Genomic DNA, 23,151 nt, shown 5'->3' on the forward strand with positions numbered 1-23,151 from the left:
GGCATCTGAAATCATTCATTGCGGTGTTTTGACTGGACACATTGCCGAAGCCCAAAAGACTGCGGCTGCACATGTGAACCTTCTGGCATCACAATGAAGGTACTTAATGCTGTGAATTGGCGAGGCTCCCAACACGATGCTCCTGAATGGGCCGCAAGCAGTGGCTGAATCAACTCTTGATCCCCGTGCAGACCAACAAAAGGCAGCATGACAGCAGAAAAACCATTCACTCCCTCGGGATCAACACGCTGCAAAGGAATGGAATCAAAATAGGGCACCAGCCTATGCTTTTTAGCAGAAACGCTTGTGCACCCTTGCCGACAAACCCCTGTTTCACCAATAAAGCGAGCCAAATGCTTGTAGTTCTGAAGGGGATAAATCTTGGCAGAAAGCACTTCCTGGGAGTGCCAGAAATGCATGCTAATAATAATAGCAAAGACACACACTGTTGCTCGTCTTACATAAGGACTACCTGAGGCAATCAGACGTTGCCCCACATCCCCCAAAGCGAGGGCGAAGCAAGGGAGAAGCACAATAAAATATCGTTCAACAGCGAGTGGCTTAACCAGATCGATCAAACTGATGAGCCCTAAAAATGCCGCCGCTCCAGACAACAACCAACAGGCTTCACTGGAACCACGAACACTATCCCTTAGCTGAAGCCCTCTGTCTTTATCTCTTGATCGCCGCTGGCTTCCAAACGCTGAAATCAGCATGGCGAGCACGATCCCGATCACTGCAGCAGGAAAGGCTGGAAAGGCTCCATTCATCGCGGTGCTGAACACACCGATGACCGGCTGAGACACAATCCAGCTGGTTCTTCCACCACCTGCGCCACCGACCAAGACATGAAGCAACGGCCAAGCAAAGAGTGCCGGCAGAAGAGCTAGGCCCCAGCGACGACGACCAAGACATGGCGCCCCTCTCAGGACATCCAGCACCAGGAGCGTGAGGGCGTAGAACAAGCCGAAGTAATGACTAAGAGAAAGCAGCAGCAGGGAAAAGATAAAACAAAGGCGCAGAGCGTTAACTCTTGGCAGGTGAACCGAAGGCCCTTGCTGCTGAGACCGCCAGAGTATGGTCATGACCCCCACTGAGACTGTGGCAAAAAGCAGAGTCCAGGAATAAGGTCGAACTTCCTGGGCATAAAGACTGAAGAGGGGGCTTGTTCCGAGGAACAGGATCGCGATGATCTGGCGGGCGAAACCGCCGTTTTGCGTGGTCCATGCAATGGCGATCAGGCTCAGCCAGGCAGGAATCAGGCTCAGAAAGCGGGTCGGGATTTCACCAGATCCAAACATGCCGACCCACAGCCGCAGCAGGGTCAGATGAAGGGGGGGATGGGTATCAGGAAGGATCCATTCCTTGAACAAGACATGCCATGAGGAAGCATTGGCAGCCCCAATGGAGAACAATTCATCGTGCCAGTAAGAGTACGCTTGAAACACGCCCCTCGAGCAGAGGAGTATCAGTAAAAGCAGAACGACCAGCAAGATCCGGCGTTGTTGCTTGATCTCCGTTGGATAGCGGCTCTCCTTCACCGCGGCTTGATCGGCGCCAGCCGGGGATCGAGGATCTTGGCGCTCATACCCTCGAACTTCACCGCGATCGAGATCTTCTCACCGCTGCCGAACAGGTGGGTGATGATCCCGTCGCCGAAGCTGGCATGGTGCAGGGTGTCACCTACCGCCCAGAGCCGCGCCGGGGCGCGGTGGCGCACGGCATTGGCCTGCTCAGCAGAACCACCGCCGTCAGCAGCGCCGCCCCCGGCCCGTTGTGCGCTGCGCGGGTTGTCGTCCCGGTCGATGCGGGTGAGCCGGTCGAGCCGCTGCTCACGGCGCAGCGCCGCACCACCGCTGCGGGGCACATCGCCCTGCACCAGCTCCGGCGGCAGCTCCGAGAGAAACACCGACGGCACCGCCGGCTCGCGCATGCCGCCCCACAGCCGCCGCTCGCTGGCATGGGAGAGGAACAGCCGCTCCTTGGCGCGGGTGATGCCCACATAACAGAGGCGCCGCTCCTCCTCCAGGGCAGCGGGATCCTCCAGGGAGCGATAGCTGGGGAACAGCCCCTGCTCCAGCCCCACCAGGCACACCACCGGAAACTCCAGCCCCTTGCTGGCGTGCAGGGTCATCAGAGTGACGCGATCGGACTCGGTGTCCTTGCTGTCGGCGTCGCTGGCCAGGGCGGCGGACGCAAGGAAACCCTCCAGCGAGCCCTCCTCGTTCTCCTCCTGGTATTGCAGGGCCGCGTTCACCAGTTCCTGCAGGTTGCGCCGCCGCTCCTCCGCCTCATCGGTGCCCTCACTGATCAGTTCAGCCACATAGCCGCTCTGCTCCATCACCCGCTGCACCAGCTCCGATGGGGGGGCGTCCTGCGCGCGGCGGCTCAGGTCGCCGATCAGCTCGGCGAACTGCAGCAGCCCCTTCGCCGAGCGGCCCGCCAGCGAGCGCACCGCCTCGGGGTCGTTCACCACCTCCCACAGCGGCAGACCCAGCTGGCTGGCGGCATCGCTGAGGCGCTGCACGGTGGTCTTGCCGATGCCGCGGCGCGGCACATTCATCACCCGCAGCAGGCTGACGCTGTCCGCCGGGTTGACCAGCAGCCGCAGGTAGGCGAGCACATCCTTGATCTCGCGCCGGTCGTAGAAGCGCAGTCCCCCCACCACGATGTAGGGGAGGCCCCAGCGCACCAGGGATTCCTCCATCGCCCGGCTCTGGGCGTTGGTGCGATACAGCACGGCCATGTCGCCCCAGCGCAGCTCCGGGTGGGCCGCCTCGAGCATGCGCAGGCGGTGCACCACCGCCTCGGCCTCGGCGATCTCGTCGTCGCAGCGGGTGACCACGATCGGCTCCCCCTCGCCGCGGGTGGGGCGCAGCACCTTGTCGATGCGCTCGCTGTTGTGGGCGATCAGGGCGTTGGCCGCCTCCAGGATCGTGGCGGTGGAGCGGTAGTTCTCCTCCAGCTTCACCATCGTGCGGGTGGCCTCGTCGCTGGCCTTGTCGCCGAAGTCGTCCTGGAAGCCCATCAGGATCGTGAAATCGGCGGCGCGGAAGCTGTAGATGCTCTGATCCGCATCCCCCACCACGAACACCGAGCGCTGGCCCCAGTCGTCGAACTGCTCGGGGTCGCGGCCGCCCGTGACCAGCAGCTTGATCAGGTCGTACTGGGTGCGGTTGGTGTCCTGGTATTCATCCACCAGCACGTGGCGGAAACGGCCGTGCCAGTAGTGCCGCACCTGCTCGTTGGTCTGCAGCAGCTGCACCGGCAGCAGCAGCAGGTCGTCGAAGTCGAGGGCGTTGTTGGCCGCCAGGGCGCGGCGGTAGCGGCGGTACACATCCGCCACCATCTTTCCCCGCTGCCCCTGCTGCTCCTGCTCCAGCTGCTCGGGCAGCCAGCCCTGGTTCTTGGCGTTGCTGATCGCCCAGCGCACCTTCTTGGGCTCGAAGCGCTTGGGATCGAGCCCCAGCTCCTGGGTGACGATCTCCTTCACCAGGGTCTGGGCGTCGCCCTCGTCGTAGATGGAGAACTGGCGGGTCCAGGTGAGTCCTTCGGGATCCCGGTACTTGTCGATGTCGAAGCGCAGCAGCCGCGCGAACAGGGCGTGGAAGGTGCCGATCCACAGCTCCTTGGTGATCTCCCGGTAGATGCGGGTGCGCAGCTGACGCTGCTGCACCGGCGAGAGGGTGCTCAGCGGCTGGCCGAACTGGCTGGTGGCGAGCCGCTGGGCCAGCAGCAGCTCCAGCCGCTCCTTCATCTCCCGCGCCGCCTTGTTGGTGAAGGTGACGGCCAGGAGCTGGTGCGGATCGACGCCGTGATGGCCGATCAGGTGGGCGATGCGGTGCGTGAGCGCGCGCGTCTTGCCGCTGCCGGCACCGGCCACCACCAGCAGCGGGCCGTTGTGGTGGTCCACCGCCCGGCGCTGGGCGTCGTTGAGGCCGGCTAGGAAGCTCACGGATTGAGCCTAGGGGGCCATGCCATCACCGAAAGCCATCTTCCGACGATCCAGCTGCGACGCGAAGGGATGATGGAGCAACAGTGCCAGGGCAACCAGGCTGAGGGGGATAAGAGGAGCGGAATAACGAATCAAAAAATGGGTTGAAAGTCCGTAGAACAAAAAGTAGCCAGCGGGCAACAGTGAGATCAGGATCCAGTCAGGCTTCCGCAGCCAGAGCCCAAGCAAAGGCATGAACACCAGGGAGAGCATTGCCACCCCATTCAGGATCGTGGTGCTCCAGCTGTAAGCGTGAGCGAAGGACCAGATACCCTTCCAAAGGAAAGCTGGGGTAACAAGCAGATGACGAAGGCTGTTGGCCTGAATGTTGCGAACAGCGATCTTCTTGAGAGCATTTTCCTGATCAGACAGTTGGTCGACAGGAAGATTTGCTTTGAGCTTTGCGGGCACCACGCGCTTCCCAACCTGATAGAAACTCACGACCTCATCCAAGCGGCCAGCGGTGATTGCACGCTGGTCACAGGGAAGATTGCGTGTGAATCGTTGTAGTGAGCCATCGCATTCCAGCTGACTCGGGGCAAAGCCGAGAAAGGGTTCAAACAGGTCCTCGCGCAGACGCTCTGGCGAGAATGCATAGAAGGCGCCTCGAAGCTCATCGGCAGTCATCTTATTGTAACTGGCACGGATGAGCAGCACATCGGCACCTCCGCGTGCCAGGGCGAAATCATTGAAGAGAAGAAAGTTGCGAGTCATCCATGGCACAGTGAACAGACAGATTCCCAGTAACAGAGCAGTGGCGCATACGAAGGGCCTCTGATGCCTCCGCTGCGCTTCTCGCATGATCAGCACGAGGATCACCGGAACGGCAATCATGCAGACGTACTGGCCGGAAGCCTTGGTGAGCAACACCAGCGAAATCCCACCGCCGGCGAGCAATGCAAGGGGGGCGCCAGGTCGACGTCGGGCCAACACCAACAGCACTGCACTCAGGACGAAGAAGGCAGCTGCCGGTAACTCCGTCTTGAAGTTCTCAAGCTCGGATGAAACCAAAAAGGACCAGCTACCCAGCAGCACACCCATAGCAACGATGTGGGCCAGCCAGGGCGGTCGAAACAACAACCAGCAGAGCCACCAGAGCCCCGCGAACAGCATGAGTGCGTACAGGAGATTCACCTTCAAAGCCTGCTCCAGGAGACCATGGTCTGCAAGGAAACGGGAGAATGGCTGAGGCAGACCAGGGCCTTTGGAGAGTGACAGCACGGATGCGAGGATCAGGTTTGGAAGGGGTTCACGCCTGTACCCTGGGATGGCTGGATTCTCTTCAAAGCCATAGGTGCCGCCAACCACCAAGTTGTAGGCAGCATGCAGGTTCTGTCGCGCATCGCCTCCCACCGGCTCCAGCCGAATCTCTTGGCCGGCCTCCAGAAGCAACCAGCAGATCAGGACCCCCACCACAGCCGCCAGAACCGATGCCCAACGCAGACCCGTAACCTTGGTGAGCCAGGGCAATCGCATATTCAGCGAAAACTCTGCCCCATCGTCGCATCCCTTCAACGTTGGATGGAGATCCTTGAACCAAGCGGAAACGAGCCGAATCCTTCATGCAGGCCAGGAAGATCGGTCGCCGGAGCGGGATCGGAATGATGGCATCACCATGGCGTCACCCTCGGTGTCGGTGATCATTCCCTGTTTCAACGAAGCCGGTGCGATTCGCCGCACGGTGGAGGAAATCCTGGCTGCCATTGACACCAGCGGACTCAAGGCCGTGGAGGTGATGGTGGTCGACGACGGCTCCCACGACGGCAGCGCTGAGATTCTTAGCGAGCTGGAGAATCTGTATGGCAGCCGGCGAATGCGAGTGATTAGCCATAGTCGAAACCGTGGCTACGGGGCTGCTCTGAAAACCGGCATCCGCCGGTCCCATTCCGAACTGATCTGCATCACGTATGCCGACGGCACTTACCCGAATGAGCTGATTCCTGAATTGGTCGATGAAGCCGCGGAACACGACATGCTCGTGGGTGCACGCATTGCCGAAGATGTCGAGTATTCGAAGCTGCGCACGATTCCTAAACTCTTCCTGGTCCCTTGGGTTTCCTTTCTTTCTGGCCAGGATGTGCCCGATATCAATTCTGGCTTTCGCTTTTTCCGTAGGGATGTTGCCTTGCGCTTCCTGGAATTACTGCCGAACGGATTCAGCTTTACAACCACCATAACGATCTGCATGCTGCGAAACAACTTCGATGTTGCCTACATTCCGATCAGCTATCGGCGTCGAATCGGCAATAGCCATATTCAGCCAATCAAGGACACCATTAATTTCGTTCATTTGATTAGCCGCACTGGCATGTACTTTGCTCCACTTCGGCTTCTCTTGCCGCTCGTGGTGGCGCTGAGCATCTGCTTCATTCTTAGCCTGTTCTATGATGCCTTTGTGTTGCGTAATCTCACAGATAAGACAATCCTCATTGGCTTTGCAGCTCTCAACATCCTGATGTTTGCCATGTTGGCCGACATGATCGACAAACGCAACATCTAAGTCGTTTCCATGCCTGATTCAGCTCACAGGGTTGGCCAATCAAGTTGGCGGAGCCAGAACCTGGCAGCGAACGGGCTGGGGGAAGGGAATCCTCCTTCCTCAGCGGATGCGGAGCCATTCCACGACGCTTGGAGCGACCAGAGCGGGCGATGAACCCCCCTGACCAGGTTGGGCTTCCGGTTGACAGCCAACTCACGCTCCCCCCTTTGTGGACCTGCCCAAACCTTCCTATTCCTTTTGGCCCGACCTCTCTGCGCACTGGCTCAGAAGGGTGGCCAACTGGTCGTGGTGATGGCCCGTCGTGAACCTGGTCAGGCATCGATGGCGGCCTCGATTGCCGAGCCTTTCGGCGAAGGCGGGGTCAGCAGCCAGGCGGCTGATCGCATTCCCCATCGCCTTCCAGTCCCCCTCGGGCACCAGGATCCCTGTCTCACCGTCGATCACCACGTCCGGTATCCCCGCATGCCATGTGGCCACGACGGGCAAACCGCTCAGCTGGGCCTCCATCACCGCTACGGGTGAGCCTTCCTGGTCGCCATCGGGGGCGGTGAGCGAGTGTTGGAGGAAGCCTCTGCTGTGGCGCATCAACTCCGCCACCTCGGCAGGCGTCCGCAGCCCGGCAAACCTCACCCGTTCGGCGATGCCCAGCTGGATGGCCCGCTGGTGTGCCTGAGCAAGCAGGGGCCCCTCCCCGACCATCACCAGCTGGAGCTCTGGCAAGTCCCTGGCAGCCAGGGCGAAGGCGGCCAGGGTGAGCAGCGGGCCCTTCTTGGCCACGAACCGACCGACACTGAGGAACAGGGGGGGGGCCGCGGCAGGATCGGCTCCGTGGAACACGGCTGGATTCGCCCCGGACGGACTCACCAGCACGGGCAGGGGGCTTGTTCGTCTGTGGGCCAGGCCCAACACCGTCTTCCGCATGATCTCCGACTTCACCACAGCTGCGCTCGAGAGCTCCAGCAACCGCTCGTAGCGCTCCTTCAGGTGGAACAGGTAGCGGTGGGCGGATGCATCGGCCCCCCGGAAATGCACGATCAGGGGAAGGCCGGTGGCCGGAACCAGTTCCATGATCTGCACCGCATGGAAGCCGAACTCCGCCAGCACCACAACGGGTTGCTCTATTCGGCAGATCCTGCTCACCAGCCGGGAGGGCAGCCAGGTGCCGAACCGCCTCACCGCTTGCGCCAGACATCTGGGCAGAGCCGGTGCCAGCCGATGGAGCGCCTTGCTGACCACAATCGAAAGGCCGTAGGCCGTCCGCAGCGGCGGGCCTGACCAGGGAATCTCGTCGGCGCAGACCACGACCGTGTCGAAGGGAAGCCCGGTGGCGTTGGCCCTGATGAAGGTTTCCGAGGGTGCCCTGAGGCTTGGCACCAGGAGCAGCAACCGCTCAGCCATCGGGCTGCGGCGCTGCGACGGGCAGGTTCAGAGCCCACCGCCACAGGGGCTCGATTTCCGTCCACTCCTGCGATGCCAACCGCTGACGGCCTGCTGACCCGAGCCGTGCACAACGCCGCTCATCGGACAGCAGGGCTTCGATCGCTTCGGCCAGGCACCCGGGGTTCTCGGCCGGCACCACGAGGCCGGTGCGGTCGTGCTCAACCAGCTCAAGCGGCCCCGGGGAGGAATCCGTCACGATCACCGGCAGACCGGTGGCCATCGCCTCCAGCAAGGCATTGGGCATCCCTTCGAACCGGGAGGGCAACACGAAGATCCTGGCCTGGTGGAAATAGGGAAGAACGGTGCTCTGGAAGCCCTCGAAGCGAACCTGGGCTGCGATCCCCAGGGACCGGGCCTGGTCCTCCAGGGCCCCACGCTCCGGACCATCCCCCACAACCACCAACCGCCACTCCCCCGAGGCTGGTGACACTCGGGCCATGGCTTCCAGCAACAGATCGAGTCCTTTCTGGGGCACCAGCCGAGCCACGGCGAGACAAACCTTCGACGGTTGGAGGTCCGGCCGTCCTGCACCGGCCAGGGATAGCCCGGGCGGCAGGGGGTTGGGCAACAGGCGAGCCTGGGTGAGGCCCAGATCGGTTTCCAGGGTCGCCAGCACCCCAAGCGTGTTGGCGGTGAGCGCATCGGCGCGGCGGTAAAGCAGACGCCGCAGACGCTGCCACGGGAAGCCAAGGGTCTGCCGGCGGGGATCGTTGCGTTCCGACACGGCCAGGTGGAGGGGCAGATCCCAGCAGGCCTGGCAGGCGAGCATGTTGGTCTTGGTGAGCAGGGCCAGCAGCCGGGGTGGTCGCTCCGCCAGCACCCGTTCCCGCAGCAAGGAGGCCTGGGGCCCGCCCACCCCACGCACCAGCCAACGCAACAGGCCGGCGCCCTGGGGAGGGCGCAACCGCCGGAGCCAGGGCCAGAGGGTGATGAGCAGGAACCAGGACGCCAGGCGCGGCAGCCACAGCTTGAGGAATCGGCGACCGCGGGCGAGCAGGGAGCGGTTCCACCAATCGCCGCGTCGGGCCGCCGCAACGGCGGCGCCAAGGTCGAGCAGCCGTACCCCGGCCGGCACCGCGTGCACCGGGGTCGGATCCGGCAGCAGGGAGACAACCGTGATCTGGTAGCCCTGCCCGGCGAAATGGGCAGCGGCCATCATGGCGACCTTCTGGGCACCCCCAGGGCCCAGATGGGGCAGCACGATCCAGAGGTCGTCAGCCATTGAGGGCCTCGACGAAGCGTTGTGCGAGCTGTGCGTCGCTGAACTCTTCACGGACGTGCTGAGCTGCCTGGCCCAGGCGGCGCCGCAAGAGGGCATCCCGGTGCAGGGTGATGATGGCGTTCGCCAACTCCAGATCCGAGGCTGCTTCGGGTAACAGCAGTCCGTTCTCCCCATCCCGGATCAGGTCGGCTGGGCCGGTCGGACAGTCGCAGGCCACGCAGGCGCAGCCCGAGGCCATGGCCTCCAGAAGAACATTGGGGAAGCCTTCGAAGCGGGAGGGCAGGATGAACATCTCGCAAGCCGAATACCAGTCGCCAATGTTTCCCACCACCCCTGGAAAGTGGACGCGCCCCATGGCTGCCGAGGAGGGGGGCAACAAGGACTGTAGGTCGGCCACTTGATCCCTACCGCGGTAGGGCTTGATGGTGAGTCCAGCAATCACAAGGTGGAGCCCTGGGCAGTCGTCAGCGATCAACGCAAACGCCCTCACCAAGCGATCGAAGCCTTTCTGAAACGCTTTGGTTCCAACTGCAAGAAGCAGGGCGGGTGGAGGCCCAGCAGTGCCTGAATCGTCTTGACGCAGACAAGGATCCAGAACAGTAACTGGATCCACATGAGGCGCAAATGAAGACAATGGCCAGCTCACCGAATTCGGCAGCAACAGCTGTGGCGTGGCGCCCAGATGCCGCCTGAGCCAATCACCGGTCTGATGGGTCTGCACGAGATGAAGGTCAGCCCTGCGGTAGGTGAGCCATCGCAGCAGGCGCCATGGCAGAGACGGGGGCTTGGCGGGTGGATAGTTGCGCTCAGAGATCCAGCACTTCAGCGGCAGACCCCATACCGCCAGGATCAGTTTGATCGCTGGAAGGGTAGTCATCCCAATGGCAATCTCGATTCGGTTGCGGCGTAGCCAATGCCGTAACGTCAGCACCCTCCATGGGAATCCCAGCCAGCCCAAGGCGGCCACCCAGGCTGGATCAGGGGCTTCAACCTCACGTAAAACACCCTCAGGGAGGGGGTAGAAGTCGTGGCGGGCCTGCCGCCGCGTGAGGACAACAGGAAGATGGCCAGCCTCGCGGCACCATTGCGCCATCCGCAGCGTCACGCGTTCAGCACCACCAGTCTTGAGAGAGTCGATGTAGAACGCCACACGCACTGTCATTGCGACGGAGCCAGGTAGGAAGCAAACATAACTCTGATCTTGGGGAGGAAACGTGGCTCAAATGTGGTCTTGATGATGAGAGTGATCAAGTGATGGATCTGCTCATCTTCCTTCGCAACCAACCAGCCCGTGCCATCTGTTGTTGCAACTGCCCCAAGCATCTCCCTGGCGAAGCCACGGTGATCTTCCTGAGCACTGCTGGCATCAAAGCAAGGCCTGTGGCAATGGTCGTGGACTCGGCGCAATCGATGACAGGCGAGCCGCCACCGCTCAGCATCCTGTTGGTGCCAAGCCTGAAGGGCTTCAATGGCCAGGCATCGCATCAGATTACGGGTAGATCTGTAGGCGCTATCGGGATCAATGGCCGTGAGGTCAACGCTGTCGATGATGACAGAGACTCGAATCCCCACAGACTCGAAGGAATCAATACTCCCCAGAGACAGATACAATCTAGAAAGTGCTGTGAAAACCGAAACCAGCAGCTTTGCTCGGTTTTCCCGGTTGGCGCGCTGGCAGATAAACACGCCTGGATCGCTCAACAGCTGCTGGACCAGCCGCTCCAGATCAGCAGCCGCATGCTCCATCAGTGGGAAATCATCAGTTGCAATCGCCTGGTAAGCAATGATGATCAAGGAATACCAGCGATAGTGCTCAGGAAGCTTGCTGCTGGCAGCGATCAACTGAAACAGAGCCAGTCGCTGCTTCAGATCACCAGGCCGCATTGACCGGCGAAAGAGAAGGCGATGAAGATAATGCGTATGGCCTGAGTTAAGCCATAGATCCTCAATCTTGCACACGGCAAAGGAATAATCATTCCGAGCCATTGCCTGAGGAATAATCGCGGCAAGCACCGCAGGATTGCGGGGCCACCGCTCCAGAAACCGCATCAAGAGCTGATAGGCAGCAAGCCGCCTGCCGAAGCAACGTAAGCCAGCAGCTATCGCTACAGTCACCCAAGCCAGAACCCATTCAGGAAGGTAAGTGCGGATTCGCCGCCTACTGGGCTGGATCATTGATGGCTTGAGTGCCTCACGGGATTGGGTCGGCTGTCAGTGAACTGTCTACTGACGGCTCAGAGGTAAGGGTGGCGTCCGCGGGAGCACTGAACAGGCACAGCGACGTGGCCGCCAGGAAACCGATCAAACACTGGGTGACTTGATTGGTGCGATAGATGGTAGTGGCGAGGGTGTTGAGCAGGAGCAACACATTGAGGGAAACAGCTACTTGAAAAAACGCAAGGTGTGAGGGCGTTGTGTCACATCGGGACGCAATGCTCTGGAATTGTCGCCTAAGACCCATGGAGACGAGAATCACCACAATCAGAAATGCCATTATGCCAAGCACACCAAGCTGGCCACCGATCTGAGCGATCGTGTTGTGAGCATGGCCGAATCCACCTCCTTCCCTCAGGTGGCTGCACATATCGTTTGCCTGTGGGCCGTAGCCCACACCATAAAGAAACCGATTCGCCCCAGTAAACATCAACGACAGCCAACATGCCCCCGCTCTCAGCCTACCCAGATCAGAAGACTGATTGATGTTCGCATCAGGGGCCAAGAAAAACCACCACGACCCAATGACCATGACAGCCATGGCAGCGGTGGCAAACACAACGGAAAGAAACTTTGAGGAGCCCCTCCTCCAGCGTGCAGCTACCCAACCAATCAGAAGAGCCACTGGCGGAGCTATCTGGGCAAGGCGGGAATCCGTGCTCACGCAGAGAGCATAACCAACAACTGCTGTCGTGGTGCCGATCAGACGCTCGAGGAACGATCGAGAGAGCAATGAGTAACTGGCCGAACTGAGCGTAAGAAGCATCAGGATCGTGGCAAAACGATTGATGCCTCCATGGCCATCCATGGTCGCCTCGTACACATCTCTAACATAGGTTGTGCTCCACAAGCTTGCGGCAGAATGATGCTGCAAAAAGTAGGCCATAAGCAGCAAGGGGGTGAGCGCCAACCATCCGAATGAAAACCTCCATGCGCGCAAGCTCTGGCTGGCACCGATCATGAAGCCGATGGCAATCAACAGGAAGGTCGTAGGCCCATCAATATCCTCACGGAGAACAATCAAGCGAGTGTTCACGAGTAGAAGAGCCAACAGAATGGCTTCCAGCGGAGGCTGCAAGGAGTGTGTCCTAAACTTGGCAACCATCTGATTGGTCAAGCGGATAGCCATCCAGATCACCAGCAAACCCAGCGCGGGCTTGCGTCCTTCAGTGAAGGAATGAAGTGTGATCACAATGGGAAGAATGCCGTCATAGGCCTGAATGGCCCAAAGACGCGACAGGAGCAGATTGGGCAGGCAAACAAGCAAATTCCAAACTTGATTGCGTTCGATCATTCCACCGAGGCAATGTTAGGAAGATAACGAAGCATGGCTTGCGTACGGCGATGATAGGTATGCTGAGCGGCACATTCGATACGCGCCTCAAGCGGGCATCCCAAGCCCTTGAGACTGTTATGCAGAGCGGCGAGGAATGAATCCACTGTTGGCTCGCAAAGAGCAGCAAACGGGCGATAACTCTCCAAAGCATCAATGGCCGAAGCCACAACCGGCAGCCCGGCGGCCAGATACTCAAAGAACTTCATGGGAAACATGGAGCGGGTGTATCTGTTGAAGCGAAGCGGCAGAAGGCCCACATCAAGACCCTTCATATAGGCAGGTAAATCATGATAGGACTTGACGCCAAGCCAGTAAACATTAGAACAATCCAGCAAGCCGGAAAGCTGGGTACTGGGATCACCCTCACCAACGGGACCGATCATCACATAGGACCAGCTTGGCGACGCCTCTGCAAGCTTGGCAAGCAAGTCAAGGTCAAGCTTGTAGGCACTGATGGCCCCCACAAAGCCGATTCGAGGTTGGGGGATGATGGCAATATCGCGAGGAATCTCAAGATCAGGCTCAAGTGCCTGCGCGAAGTGATTGTAGTCAGCAACGTTTGAGAAGTAGTACGTATTAGGATTATACTTACGACGACTCTCCTGAAGGGCAGGAGAGGTTACAAAGACAAGATCAGCAGCCCGACACAGACGTTCCTCCCACGCGGAGAGATCCAGATCATCCATGTCCGGTTGAGCCTGGATGTCATCTACGCAATGGTAAACCAGAGTTGCATACGGACCGGGCATTCCATAAGCAAGGGTCTTTGGATTGTAAGTCCATAACAATTCCGCTCGCATCCCCAGCCAGCGCCGAGCCAGAGCCAGACCGCCAAGCAAGATGAATCGGTTGATCCGAGTGGCAAGTTGACCACGAACCCCAGGCAAAACCAATGGTGACCAAACCCAGAGGTTGGGCTTCTGCTGCCGTGGCGGCATCAAGCCCTTGACTAAACGACGTAAAATTCTGCCAAAATCTTGAGCCTGACGGCGCGGTGCACGTAAACCCAGTGACTCGACATAAAGAACTCGATGACCAAGATCAGCCAACTCGGAAGCGACGTGTTGCTTATTGGTCCAAAGTAGTTGATCCCAATCTGCAGTGGCCAGAAGGGTGATGTCAGCCATTGTCCAGCGAAACGAGCTCCCTGAAGGTTTCCGACCTGGCCTGAAGTTGTTGATAATCTCCGTAGGCCCTAATCATCCCATCCGCAAATTCATAGATTCGATCGCAGTTCTTAACAGTGCTTAAGCGATGTGCAATCACAATTGTGGTGCATCTACGACCGATCAGCTCAAGCGAGTCTAAAACGCTGCTCTCAGTTTTATTGTCCAAAGAGCTTGTCGCCTCATCCAGAACGAGTACCTTGGCCTTCTTGTAAAAAGCCCTTGCAAGGGCGAGGCGCTGACGCTGTCCACCGGAGAGTCGCAAACCATTTTCCCCGATCATTGTATAGAGTCCATATGGCAACTCAGAGACAAACTCATTTAACTGAGCAGCTTCCAAAGCCTCCCAAACGGCATAATCATTGATCTCTTCCTCATCCACTCCAAAAGCAACATTTTCACGGATGCTCGTATCGAGCAGAACAATCGATTGAGGGACCATCGCGCAGCAAGCTTGCCAAGCTGGCGTTTCTTCATAAGCCAATTCAATCCCATCCAGCTCGATGCATCCCCTTTGCGGCTTATAGAGGGCAAGCAGGAGGTGGGCGGTGGTGGATTTACCTCCGCCAGTTTTGCCGACCAAAGCAACCCTTGACCCAATGGGGATCGTGATGTTGACTCCTTTGATCACCCAATCTTCCGAACTGGCATAACGGAACCAAACATCATTCAGTCTTATTGTGTGCTTAGGCATCACCCCAGCAGGAGAGGGGGTACCAGGGCTTAGAAGAGTGGCCCGTGACGCCTTCAGATCCAGCAGCTGTAAGGCATCCGAGATATCTGGAAGGCTGCCTCGAAACCGGTTGACAGATCGAAAAATCGACTGGATTGGGGCTGAGATTCTCAAGGCTGCAAACATGACAGCTGCCAATGCAGGCAAGGCTTGCTGCAGCTTTCTATCTGGATCCAACAAGATGGGAATAAGGCCAATCGCGAAGAGCATCGTGATTCCGGCCGGCTCAATGATGTAGCGAGGGATATCAGGCAGAAGCTTTGAAATTCTGTCGTAACGTTTTCCTGTGACTCCAATGGACCAGAACTTGTCGATGAATCGCTGCTCGGCCGCATAGAGCTGAACATCACGGATTGAACGAATAGATTCGACCAGCAACGAGTTGATTCTCAACGCAAACCGCAGCTTCTGCTTGGAGGCAAGCCTTAAGGGTGCAATCAGCAGTGCCGACACCGAGGCGTAGGCAGCAACGAGAGTGACAAAGAGAATGATCGCAACAGGGCCCAGGACAACTGCGACACCAATCGTAAGCACACCAACAGATAATGCGCTGGAAATCACTGACAGCATAGGCAGAATGATGTCATCAGATATCTTGCTGAGGATACGGTTGAGACGTGCAAGAAGGTGGGCAGACTTTTGAGCCTGGAAGTACTCGTAATCTTGCATCAGAATATTTGCATAGATCCGATTGCCGTAATCCGACCAAATCTGCGCGCTGAGGAAACTCTGTAGTGCAGCAGTGAGAAACTTTAAGCCTGTTGACAACCAAATCAAACCAATTAGGATGCTCACCATCCAAAGTGATTGAGAGGCTCTACCGCCGCCAAAGAACCAGATCTGTGGAATTCTGTCGGGCAGCTTGACCCCGCTCAAGGCACCCACAAGGCGAGCCAGAAGCCCAACGAAAACCAGATCCAGCAGGCCAACCAATAAAGAGATCACCAGCAAAGCGATCAGACCCTGCAGACGCTTTTTTGGCAAAAATGACAATAATCGGCCCAGTTGGGCCAGCGTCTGGCTTTGCAGCCCGGCAGGGAGGCTCAACTTCACTGAAATCGAAGACTCTGCTCAATGGCCCGATAACCTTATCGGTCACATCCGACAGGGTGCCTGCGTCCAAGCCAGTCACAGAACCGATCGTCCACGCCAGCGGCTTGTGAGGCTGCGCAGCTTGGAGAGGATCCTCATGGCTTCCAGGCTCGCGGGCGAGGGATTCCGCAGCGGCGGAGTGAGGGATGACAGCCGGTCCCAATGCTGGTCGATGGACTTGAGGGCCTCTGCCCAGCGGTACCTCAGTTCCTGCTCCGAGAACATGGACAACAGCCTGTTGCATTGGGCGGGGTCTGCCTGCCAATGGCCCGGATCAGCAGCCGCAGCAATGATTCGCTCTAGGTCGGCCTGGAGTGTGCCAAAGCCGATCTGGTGGCCAACCGCCCCCGGGTCAAGGAAGTCAGCCAGGGCATGGTTGACACTGCTGAACACCACACAGCCACTGGCAAGCGCCTCCAGTGGTGGAAGTCCGAAGCCCTCGCTGAGCCCTTCGCTGCGCCAGTAATCGGCCGAGTCGTAGAGATACACCTTGGCGGAGCGGAACAAGCCCACCAAGTCGTCGACCCAGCCGCTCTGCACCTCAACCCGGAGGCCTTGGGCCCGCAAGGCCGGCACCAGTTGCTGCAGCACGTAGGCGCTGCTCTTGCGAGCCTGCACCAGCACATCAATAGGGCGCCGGGCCACCAGGGCCGGATCGGCGACACTGTCGTCGTCCCCCCAGCTTGCATCAATGGCATTTGGCACCAGAAACAGCGGGTTGCGTGGCGCCCGATTTCCCCAGTACCCGAGCGTGTTGCGGCTCACCGCCAACACCGGCACGCCAGCGGGCAAATCAAAGCCATACCCAGTGCTATGGGCGTGATACGCCACCGCCCTGCCCCGCAGCAGGCGCAGCTGCCTGGGCACGTCAAACCCCCAGCTCACGATCCAAAGAGCCGAACCGGGTGCTCGCTCCTGGCGAAGCAGATCGGCCAGATAGGGCCTGCCGGGTTCCTTTCGCCGATAGGTGACCACCTCCGTGGGCACGATTGAAGCGGTGAGGCGGGCCGTTTGCAGTTCAACCTGAAGACCGCCACAGCGGAAGCGACCGCTGGTGCCGGGCACAAGGAAGCGAAGGGGGCGCAAAGGCGATCTGGCAGCCGCCGCTGACTCTGGCGCAGGGGAGGGCCGGTGCCGGCTCAGGCGGCGACGGCCTCGGTGCTGCCGGTGCGCTGGCGCCGGGTGAGGAAGCCGAACAGCACCTTGCCGATGGCGGCCACCAAGTTGCCTTCCAACTCCTGGAACATCACCATGTTGAGGTGGAAGGCGTGGTTGGCCTCCTCCACGATGCGATCGGCGGTGGCTTGATCGATCGGCAACTGATCGAGGCTTTCGCGATAGCTGGCCTTGAAGGCCTTCTCATCGGGAATGGCATCGAATTCGTAGAACCGCAGGCCATCGTGTTCGCCCAGGTTCATCGCTTTCTGAGCGATGTTCTTGAGGATCTGGCCGCCGGAAAGGTCGCCGATGTAGCGGGTGTAGTGGTGACCCACCAGCAGCTCGGGGGATTCTTTGGCCACCTGATGAAGGCGTTCCACGTACTTCTGGGCGCCCGGAGTGGGCTGCACCTGCTGACGCCAGCCGGCGCCGAAGTAGAAGGCAAGATCAGCCTCAAGAGCGCTGCGGCGGTTGAGGGCGTCGTGGGCGATAGGCCCCACCACCGGGTGAGACTTGAGGGCGCCGATCTCTTCCTCCATCGCGCTGTACACGAAATAAAGGTCGGCAACCAGCTTGCGGTAGCTGATCTTGTCGACCACCCCTTTGAGGAAGCAGGTGACGAAGCCGGTGTTCTCGGCCATCGTGTGCGCCTTTTTGGTGCCTTCGCGCAACTGTGAAGCAAGGGCGACAGCCATAGAAGCCGGTGTGCCGTAGGTCGTGGCCAACAAGTTAGGGCCGTGCCGCCGGCACGGGCGGCTCAGGTTGCGAAGGGTTAAGCGGCCTCGTCGCTGGCGGCGGCGGCGGCTGGCCCCTCGCCCAGCAGGGCGAACAGGTCACGGCAGACGAGCCGCAGCTTCTCCGCCACCTCGGGCTGGGGCAGGTTCACGCCACTCGCTTCCCAGTCGCCCACGGTGGCGAGCCGCCACTGCTCGCCCTGAAAGGTCATGCCGCTGAGCAGCACCCCCAGCAGCCGCGGGGTGCCGCCGCCACCGGCGACCGGAGCCTCGGCGAGGCGCAGCTGCATCAGCAGGCTGCGGCACTGCAGGCGGGGGCTCCAGCCGGGGAAGTGGAAGGCCAGGTCCACCGAGGCCTGCTCCTCGAAACGGCGGGTGTCGGGGTCGTCGCGCCAGGGGGTGAGATTGGCGCGGGCATCAGGGAAATGGCGCCGGAACAGGGCGGCGGCGGAGGCGATGGCGTGGGCCATCTCCGGACTTCGGGCCAGGTCTGCCGCATTCATGGCGTTTCCCCTGAGCAGAACAGCGGATGGAACGGAACCTAGGCTCCGCGAGCCGACCCATGCTGGAGTTTCCCGAGGGAGGCTGCGCCAGCGGGCCGGCACCACGACCACGGACCGCCGTCGGTCGCGCCGTTTCCCCCCTCCTGCCGCCGATGGTGACCCTGTCCGCTCCGTCCTACGAAAAGCTCACCCCACCCGAAAACGGCACGGCGATCCGCTTCGAGAACGGCCTTCCGGTGGTGCCCTCCGACCCGATCATCCCCTTCATCCGCGGCGACGGCACCGGCGTGGACATCTGGCCCGCCACCCAGCGGGTGCTGGATGCGGCCGTGGCCAAGGCCTACGGCGGCGAGCGGCGCATCGAGTGGTTCAAGGTGTACGCCGGCGACGAGGCCTGCGAGCTCTACGGCACCTATCAATACCTGCCACAGGACACGCTCACCGCGATCGAGCAGTTCGGCGTGGCGATCAAGGGCCCGCTCACCACGCCGATCGGCGGTGGCATCCGTTCGCTGAACGTGGCCCTGCGCCAGATCTTCGACCTCTACTGCTGTGTGCGTCCCTGCCGCTACTACGAAGGCACCCCCAGCCCCCACAAGCGGCCCCAGGACCTCGATGTGGTGGTCTACCGGGAGAACACCGAAGACATCTACATGGGGATCGAGTGGGAAGCCACCGATCCGGTGTGCGTGGAGCTGATCGCCCACCTCAACGACACGGTGATTCCGGCCAACGGCAAGCTCGGCAAACGCCGCATCCCGGAGGGGGCCGGCATCGGCATCAAGCCGGTGAGCAAGGCGGGCACCCAGCGCCACGTGCGCAAGGCGATCCAGCACGCCCTGGGGCTGGAGGGCGCCAAACGCCACGTCACCCTGGTGCACAAGGGCAACATCATGAAGTTCACGGAAGGGGCCTTCCGTGACTGGGGCTACGAGCTGGCCACCAGCGAATTCCGCGACCAGTGCGTGACCGAGCGGGAAAGCTGGATCCTCGGCAACCTGGAGCGCAACCACGGCCTCAGCGTCGAAGACAACGCCCGCCTGATCGAACCCGGCTACGACAGCCTCACCCCCGAGAAGAAAGCGGCGGTGGACGCGGAAGTGAAAGGGGTGCTCGACAGCATCGGCGAGAGCCACGGCTACGGCAAGTGGAAGAGCATGGTGCTCGTCGACGACCGCATCGCCGACAGCATCTTCCAGCAGATCCAGACCCGGCCCCAGGAGTATTCGGTGCTCTGCACCCTCAACCTCAACGGCGATTACATCTCCGATGCGGCGGCGGCGGTGGTGGGCGGCCTGGGCATGGCGCCGGGGGCGAACATCGGCGACAACGCCGCCATCTTCGAAGCCACCCACGGCACCGCGCCCAAGCATGCGGGGCTGGATCGGATCAACCCGGGCTCGGTGATCCTCAGCGGCGTGATGATGCTCGAGTACATGGGCTGGCAGGAAGCGGCCGACCTGATCACTGCGGGGATCAGCGCCGCGATCGCCAACGGCGAGGTCACCTACGACCTGGCCCGGCTGATGGAACCGCGGGTGGATCCGGTGAGCTGCTCCGGCTTCGCCGAGGCCGTGGTGCGCCACTTCGGCGGCTGAAGCCCGGAGATTCCGGGCAGGGGTGCGGCCGAGGACAATCGGGGGGATGCGTGCCCCCCCCCATCAGATCGCTCGCAGAGCCGAGATCGACGGCCTCAGAGCCGTCGCCATCGTTGCCGTCATCGTCAACCACCTGAACAAGTCCCTGCTGCCGAGCGGCTATGTCGGGGTTGACGTTTTTTTTGTGATCTCCGGCTACGTGATCACCCGATCGCTGGAGCTCAGGCCAACGGCCGACAGCCGCGGAGCCTTCCTGGCCGGGTTCTACCGCCGACGCATCCAGCGACTGGTCCCGGCTCTGAGCGCTTGTGTCGTCGTCACCGCCTTGCTGACCTGCCTGGTGGTTCCTGATCCGGCGGCCTCCCTGTGGACAGGGCTTCTTGCGCTGGCGGGGACCTCGAACTTGTTCCTGCACCAGCAGGCAACCGATTACTTCGGCACCAGCGCCCAGCTCAACAGCTTCACCCAGACCTGGTTCCTGGGTGTGGATTATCAGTTTTATCTGGTGTTTCCGCTGGCTGCCTGGCAGCTCGGACTGGGCAGAGCCGGGGGAGCGGGGCGAAGGCGGTTTCGCCTGGGGATGGCCCTGGTGGCCGTGCTGTCGCTGATCCTGTTTCTGCAGATGCGGCAGGTCGATTCATCCGCCGCCTACTTCCTCACGGGGCCGAGGGTCTGGGAGTTGGCGGTCGGTTGTCTGCTGACCGCGAACGGGGAGGATCCGCAGGGGGAACCCGGACAGGCCCCCCTTCGCGACGGGCTGGCTTGGGGGGCCTTCCTGGCTCTGGTCGGCGTGACCCTGGCGCCCCAGGGTTCCAGTTCGATCCCGATGCTGGTCAGCGTGGCGGCAACCTGCGCGCTGATCCGAACCCTGCGGGGACGTTCCTTGCTCGGCCGGATCCTCACGTGCCCCCCGGTACTCCGCATCGGCCAGATTTCGTACTCGCTCTACCTGTGGCACTGGAGCGTCATCGTGCTCAGCCGCTGGACGATCGGCATCCACGCCTGGAGTGTGCCGTTTCAGTTGCTGCTGATCCTGGGGCTGGCAGAACTGTCCTACCGGACGCTTGAAACCCCCTTCGGTTCGAAGCCGTGGGCTCCCACCAACCAACAGACCATCCTGATCGGAGTCGGAATCAACGCCGCCGCTGCAACCATGCTGCTGTTGCTGATTGGCGGAGGGCTCGGACCCCATCTTTATCTCGGCCAGCGGCCGGCCACGTTGTCCGAGGAACGGCGGAACCAGCGCATTGCCGGCACGACCATCACCTCAACGGCCTGTCTGATCGATCGAAACGATGTGCTCGATCGCCCTCAGATCGATGCCAAGGCCAGGACCTGCTCGGTCGAGTCCGCGCCCCAGGGCGCAGCCCAAGGTCGGACCATCTTCGTGGTCGGTGACAGCCATGCCACTGCCTTGATTCCCCTGGCCGCCGAGCTCCACCGGGAGGGCGCCGGAATCACACTGCTCACCAAAGCCGGCTGCCCGTTCCCGGCCACCGCATTCGGCCATCTGGATCCTGGCTGTGAGCGCTTCCAGGATGAGATTGCTTCCCGGATCCTCGCCACCAGCCGACCCGGAGATGGCGTTCTGATCGCGGGCTATCAGCTCAGTCACCTGGGCAGCGGCCTGCGGGCCACCCGTGACAATTTCCTGGATCGAACCGGACAGCCGGTGCGGGGCACCGAAGCGAAGACGGCGCTTTACATGAAGGCGCTGGATGCCTTTTCAGACAGGGCTGGTGCCAATGGGCTGCAGGTCGCCCTGATCGGGGCCGGTCCGAGGCTGATCGGACGGGAGCTCTGTCTGCCGGAGTGGTTCCGCCCCGCTCGATGGAGCGAGCCCTGCCTGAACACCCTGCGAGAGGATGCCACCTCCACCAGGACGATCAACGTTCAACTGAGCCGCAATCTCCCTGACCGCGTGCGCTTCATCGATCCGATGCCGTGGATCTGTCCAAAGGGCTGCTCCCTCGACGATCTGAAGTGGCAGCTGGCCGACGACGACCATCTCACCGCCGCGGCGGTGCGGCGGCTGAAGCAGCCGGTCCTGGAAGCCCTGAGCCGGGCAGACTGAGTGCCATGCCTTCTCCAGTCACCGATCCCTGCATCCACTGCGGTTTCTGCCTGCCCACCTGCGCCAGCTACCGGGTGCTGGGAACGGAGATGGATTCACCGCGGGGGCGTATCCACATGCTCAAGGCGATCAATGCCGGTGAGCTGGCGCTGGATGCCACCGTGGCGAGCCACTTCGATTCCTGCCTGGGCTGCCTCGCCTGCGTGAGCGCGTGCCCGGCCGGTGTCCGCTACGACCAACTGATCGAGGCCACCCGCCCGAAACTCAACGCCCCGGAGCTGCGCAGCGGCGGCCAGTGGGCCTTCCGCAGGCTGCTGTTCCAGTTGCTGCCCTATCCCCAGCGGCTGCGGGCCGTGCTGCAGCCGCTGCGGCTCTATGCCGGCACACCGCTGCAACGGCTGGCCCGGCGCAGCGGCCTCACCCGCCTGTTCGGGCCCGGGCTGGCGGCGATGGAGCGGCTGCTGCCGCCGCTGGCCGAGGAGTCGTTCACCGATCCGCTGCCGCTGGTAACCCCGGCCCAGGGCGAGCGGCGCTACCGCGTGGGCCTCGTGCTGGGCTGCGTGCAGCGGTTGTTCGAGCCGGCCGTGAACCGGGCGGCGGTGCAGGTACTGAGCGCCAACGGCATCGAGGTGGTGATCCCGCCGGCCCAGGGCTGCTGCGGCGCCGTCACCCACCACCAAGGGGAAGAGGCCCAGACCCATGCCCTGGCCGCAGCCTTGATCGACGCCTTCGACGCCGTGATCGGCCAGGGCAAGCCGGCGGGCGCCGAACCGCTCGATGCGGTGCTGGTGGCGGCCTCCGGCTGCGGCCACACGCTCAAGGCTTACGGCCGCCTGCTGGCCGGTGATCCGGCCTGGGCCGCGCGCGGCAGCGCCTTCGGCGGCCGTGTGGCGGACATCCAGGAATTCCTGCAGCGGGTGGGGTTGAGCGAAGCGGTGCGCCAGCGGTTGCAGCCGCTGCGCCACAGCGACGGCAGCCGCGCCAGCGCCGAGCGTCCGCTGCGGCTCGCCTATCACGATGCCTGCCACATGCTGCACGGCCAGGGGCTGCGCGAACAGCCCCGGGCGCTGCTGCGCCAGATCCCTCACCTGCAGCTGCTGGAGGCCACAGAAGCGGGGGTGTGCTGCGGCAGCGCCGGGATCTACAACCTGGTGCAACCCGTGGAAGCCGCCGAGCTGGGCCGCCTCAAAGCCACCGACCTGAGCAGCACCGGCGCCGACCTGGCGGTGAGCGCCAACATCGGCTGCACGCTGCAGATCCGGCAGCACATGGAGAGCGCGCCGCGGCCGCTGGCGGTGCTGCATCCGGTGCAGCTGCTGGCCATGAGCCTGGATGGCGGATCCGACCGGCCGGCTTGAGCAGCCAGAAGCAGGGAACGGCGCAGCGG

Annotated in this window: 17 protein-coding genes; 4 read left to right on the forward strand and 13 right to left on the reverse strand. The window is 61.5% G+C overall.

The genetic code is table 11. The features are described from left to right. Nucleotides 1–11: 11 nt before the first annotated feature. Genes ACXMDP_RS00280 through ACXMDP_RS00290 form a run of 3 tightly spaced genes read right to left on the reverse strand, consistent with a single transcriptional unit; the run spans nt 12 to nt 5,464 of the window. A complete protein-coding gene (locus ACXMDP_RS00280) occupies nt 12–1,541 on the reverse strand; it encodes a glycosyltransferase family 39 protein (RefSeq protein ID WP_259730667.1) in 1,530 nt (509 codons plus the stop codon). Beyond that, nucleotides 1,538–3,955 carry a UvrD-helicase domain-containing protein gene (locus ACXMDP_RS00285; RefSeq protein WP_259730666.1) on the reverse strand — a complete coding sequence of 806 codons (2,418 nt, stop codon included), beginning with the start codon at nt 3,953–3,955 and terminating at the stop codon, nt 1,538–1,540. The genes ACXMDP_RS00280 and ACXMDP_RS00285 overlap by 4 nt, the downstream gene beginning before the upstream one ends. 9 nt (nt 3,956–3,964) lie before the next feature. Then, nucleotides 3,965–5,464 carry a hypothetical protein gene (locus ACXMDP_RS00290; RefSeq protein WP_259730665.1) on the reverse strand — a complete coding sequence of 500 codons (1,500 nt, stop codon included), beginning with the start codon at nt 5,462–5,464 and terminating at the stop codon, nt 3,965–3,967. 61 nt (nt 5,465–5,525) lie between these two features. Between ACXMDP_RS00290 and ACXMDP_RS00295 the strand changes: the two genes are divergently transcribed. Next, nucleotides 5,526–6,494: a glycosyltransferase family 2 protein gene (locus ACXMDP_RS00295; protein ID WP_457766991.1), complete on the forward strand. Its 969-nt coding sequence runs from the start codon at nt 5,526–5,528 to the stop codon at nt 6,492–6,494. Nucleotides 6,495–6,722: 228 nt separating this feature from the next. Here the strand turns inward: ACXMDP_RS00295 and ACXMDP_RS00300 are convergent, their stop codons facing one another. The 10 genes from ACXMDP_RS00300 to ACXMDP_RS00345 form a co-directional block, all read right to left on the reverse strand. After that, complete coding sequence (locus tag ACXMDP_RS00300; protein WP_259730663.1) at nt 6,723–7,892, reverse strand: glycosyltransferase; 1,170 nt, start codon at nt 7,890–7,892, stop codon at nt 6,723–6,725. Then, nucleotides 7,885–9,156: a glycosyltransferase gene (locus tag ACXMDP_RS00305; RefSeq protein ID WP_259730662.1), complete on the reverse strand. Its 1,272-nt coding sequence runs from the start codon at nt 9,154–9,156 to the stop codon at nt 7,885–7,887. The genes ACXMDP_RS00300 and ACXMDP_RS00305 overlap by 8 nt, the downstream gene beginning before the upstream one ends. Then, nucleotides 9,149–10,318, reverse strand: coding sequence for a glycosyltransferase (locus ACXMDP_RS00310; protein WP_259730661.1), 1,170 nt, complete (start codon nt 10,316–10,318; stop codon nt 9,149–9,151). The genes ACXMDP_RS00305 and ACXMDP_RS00310 overlap by 8 nt, the downstream gene beginning before the upstream one ends. Next, a complete protein-coding gene (locus tag ACXMDP_RS00315) occupies nt 10,315–11,205 on the reverse strand; it encodes a hypothetical protein (protein ID WP_259730660.1) in 891 nt (296 codons plus the stop codon). Before ACXMDP_RS00315 ends, ACXMDP_RS00310 begins: the two co-directional genes overlap by 4 nt. Nucleotides 11,206–11,347: 142 nt before the next feature. After that, nucleotides 11,348–12,664, reverse strand: coding sequence for an O-antigen ligase family protein (locus ACXMDP_RS00320; protein WP_259730659.1), 1,317 nt, complete (start codon nt 12,662–12,664; stop codon nt 11,348–11,350). Next, the gene (locus tag ACXMDP_RS00325; RefSeq protein ID WP_259730658.1) at nt 12,661–13,833 is read right to left on the reverse strand and encodes a glycosyltransferase; all 1,173 of its coding nucleotides are present in this window, start codon (nt 13,831–13,833) and stop codon (nt 12,661–12,663) included. Before ACXMDP_RS00325 ends, ACXMDP_RS00320 begins: the two co-directional genes overlap by 4 nt. After that, nucleotides 13,826–15,652: an ABC transporter ATP-binding protein gene (locus ACXMDP_RS00330; RefSeq protein ID WP_259730657.1), complete on the reverse strand. Its 1,827-nt coding sequence runs from the start codon at nt 15,650–15,652 to the stop codon at nt 13,826–13,828. Before ACXMDP_RS00330 ends, ACXMDP_RS00325 begins: the two co-directional genes overlap by 8 nt. A gap of 81 nt (nt 15,653–15,733) precedes the next feature. Next, nucleotides 15,734–16,783: a glycosyltransferase gene (locus ACXMDP_RS00335; RefSeq protein ID WP_259730656.1), complete on the reverse strand. Its 1,050-nt coding sequence runs from the start codon at nt 16,781–16,783 to the stop codon at nt 15,734–15,736. Between the two features lie 53 nt (nt 16,784–16,836). Then, entirely contained in the window at nt 16,837–17,550 is a 714-nt protein-coding gene (locus ACXMDP_RS00340) for a biliverdin-producing heme oxygenase (RefSeq protein ID WP_094513739.1), read from the reverse strand. Between the two features lie 77 nt (nt 17,551–17,627). Further along, nucleotides 17,628–18,092: a hypothetical protein gene (locus ACXMDP_RS00345; protein ID WP_259730655.1), complete on the reverse strand. Its 465-nt coding sequence runs from the start codon at nt 18,090–18,092 to the stop codon at nt 17,628–17,630. A gap of 152 nt (nt 18,093–18,244) precedes the next feature. Here ACXMDP_RS00345 and ACXMDP_RS00350 point away from each other — a divergent pair, with 152 nt between their 5' ends. From ACXMDP_RS00350 to ACXMDP_RS00360, 3 genes are read left to right on the forward strand one after another with little or no spacing between them, the layout of a single operon-like run. Further along, complete coding sequence (locus ACXMDP_RS00350) at nt 18,245–19,690, forward strand: NADP-dependent isocitrate dehydrogenase (RefSeq protein ID WP_094513744.1); 1,446 nt, start codon at nt 18,245–18,247, stop codon at nt 19,688–19,690. Between the two features lie 46 nt (nt 19,691–19,736). Further along, nucleotides 19,737–21,764, forward strand: coding sequence for an acyltransferase family protein (locus ACXMDP_RS00355; RefSeq protein ID WP_259730654.1), 2,028 nt, complete (start codon nt 19,737–19,739; stop codon nt 21,762–21,764). A gap of 5 nt (nt 21,765–21,769) precedes the next feature. Next, nucleotides 21,770–23,122 carry a (Fe-S)-binding protein gene (locus tag ACXMDP_RS00360; protein ID WP_259730653.1) on the forward strand — a complete coding sequence of 451 codons (1,353 nt, stop codon included), beginning with the start codon at nt 21,770–21,772 and terminating at the stop codon, nt 23,120–23,122. The last annotated feature ends 29 nt before the right edge of the window (nt 23,123–23,151 follow it).

It is taken from the genome of Cyanobium sp. ULC065 (assembly GCF_977927515.1).

Coding starts and splice junctions, on each gene's coding strand:
- ACXMDP_RS00300 (WP_259730663.1), bottom strand. CDS start 7,892: ATGGCTGAGCGGTTGCTGCTCCTGGTGCCAAGCCTCAGGGCACCCTCG.
- ACXMDP_RS00305 (WP_259730662.1), bottom strand. CDS start 9,156: ATGGCTGACGACCTCTGGATCGTGCTGCCCCATCTGGGCCCTGGGGGT.
- ACXMDP_RS00310 (WP_259730661.1), bottom strand. CDS start 10,318: ATGACAGTGCGTGTGGCGTTCTACATCGACTCTCTCAAGACTGGTGGT.
- ACXMDP_RS00315 (WP_259730660.1), bottom strand. CDS start 11,205: ATGCGGTTTCTGGAGCGGTGGCCCCGCAATCCTGCGGTGCTTGCCGCG.
- ACXMDP_RS00320 (WP_259730659.1), bottom strand. CDS start 12,664: ATGATCGAACGCAATCAAGTTTGGAATTTGCTTGTTTGCCTGCCCAAT.
- ACXMDP_RS00325 (WP_259730658.1), bottom strand. CDS start 13,833: ATGGCTGACATCACCCTTCTGGCCACTGCAGATTGGGATCAACTACTT.
- ACXMDP_RS00340 (WP_094513739.1), bottom strand. CDS start 17,550: ATGGCTGTCGCCCTTGCTTCACAGTTGCGCGAAGGCACCAAAAAGGCG.
- ACXMDP_RS00345 (WP_259730655.1), bottom strand. CDS start 18,092: ATGAATGCGGCAGACCTGGCCCGAAGTCCGGAGATGGCCCACGCCATC.
- ACXMDP_RS00350 (WP_094513744.1), top strand. CDS start 18,245: ATGGTGACCCTGTCCGCTCCGTCCTACGAAAAGCTCACCCCACCCGAA.
- ACXMDP_RS00355 (WP_259730654.1), top strand. CDS start 19,737: ATGCGTGCCCCCCCCCATCAGATCGCTCGCAGAGCCGAGATCGACGGC.
- ACXMDP_RS00360 (WP_259730653.1), top strand. CDS start 21,770: ATGCCTTCTCCAGTCACCGATCCCTGCATCCACTGCGGTTTCTGCCTG.